Consider the following 1,340-nt stretch of genomic DNA (forward strand, 5'->3'; position numbering starts at 1 on the left):
GGCTCTTCGAACTTAAGCGGGGTTGAGGTGTCCGCGGTGGCGTCGCGTGGTGGTGGTGCGGGTGCGTAGGCGTTGGTTTTCGGGGTTTCGGAAGCCGTAGGCGTCGCGGGCGATGGTTTTGATAACCCGATTGGTTCCTTCCGAGCCGGCGTTGGTGATGCCGGTGGTCAGGAACGCCAGTATTTGTGGCCACCAGGTCTCGATCGTGGTGGCGAGCCGGTGGAGTTCGGGCAGGTCAGAGGCGGCGCAGCGTGTGTAGAAGCGGTGCAGCAGCCGGTGGACGTGTTCCCGGGTGGGCTGGGTGCGGGCGACCGCGAGCAGGTCGAGCAGGTCTTCTTTCGCGTTCCACGCGGCCAGGATCGGAGCACCGATCGTCGCCGGGAGGGCATCGAGGGTGTCGACGAGGCGGTCGACGTGCTTGCCGGGCATCCGGGCGGCCGAGCGGGTCAGCCGGTTACGCATCCGCCATTCCGGGTCGCTGCCGCGACCGCGGCGTCCCCGCTGGGTCAGGGTCATGCGGCGGCGGACCTCGGTGACCGCCCGGTTGGCCAGTTGCACGACGTGGAAGTGATCGACGACCAGCACCGCGTGCGGTAACACCTGCCGGATCGCGGACTTGAACACGGTGCACATGTCGATCGCCACCGCCTGGACCTGCTCACGCCAGGCCTGAGGGCGGGCGGTCAGCCAGCCGGTCACCGCCGCCGTGGTACGGCCTTCGACCTGCGCGAGCAGCCCCTGACCACCGGACAGATCGCAGAAGCCGACGTGCCAGCGGTCCGCAGTCACGGTCCACGAACCGGCCTGCTCATCCCAGATCCAGTGCGGCTTGCCGCGGCGAACCTCGTCGATGCCCAGCACCGCGACCGGCTCCGGCTCGGCCGGCAACACCGCGCTCGCGTGGGCAGTGAACGCGGCAGCGACGATCGGCCAGGAGATGCCGTGGTCCCGGGCGGCTTGCACGATCGTGCGACCCGCGTCGGCGACCGCCGCCCCGGCCGCCTGCCGCAGCCGGCTGGTCAGCCGGGCACGGGCCGGGACCTGCGCGACCTGCTCGGTGAACGACTTACGCGAACAGCCCGGCGTCGGGCAGTACCAACGACGTTTGCGCCAGCGCAGCCGGACCATCCGGCCTCCGACTGGCAGATCCCGCGGCCGGGTTGTGGTCCACTGCTTCACCTTCAGCGCACGTTGTCCGCACTGCGGGCAGCATCGTGCCTGCTCACAGCCGGTGGACAGGTCCACCACCGGGACACCGGTGATGTCCAGCTCGACCCGCTCAGCGACCAGGCCGTCCAGGCCCAGCAGCCGGGTCGTATCGTTGATCATGCTCGCAGCTC

General features: G+C 69.7%; 1 protein-coding gene. It reads right to left on the reverse strand.

Going from position 1 to position 1,340, the window contains the following annotated elements; translation table 11 throughout:
• Positions 1-12 precede the first annotated feature (12 nt).
• A partial coding sequence (locus ABGB16_RS33705; protein ID WP_347672097.1) for an ISL3 family transposase occupies positions 13-1,340 on the reverse strand: 1,328 nt, incomplete at its 5' end.

It is taken from the genome of Micromonospora sp. B11E3, assembly GCF_039871625.1.
GTDB lineage: Bacteria > Actinomycetota > Actinomycetes > Mycobacteriales > Micromonosporaceae > Micromonospora.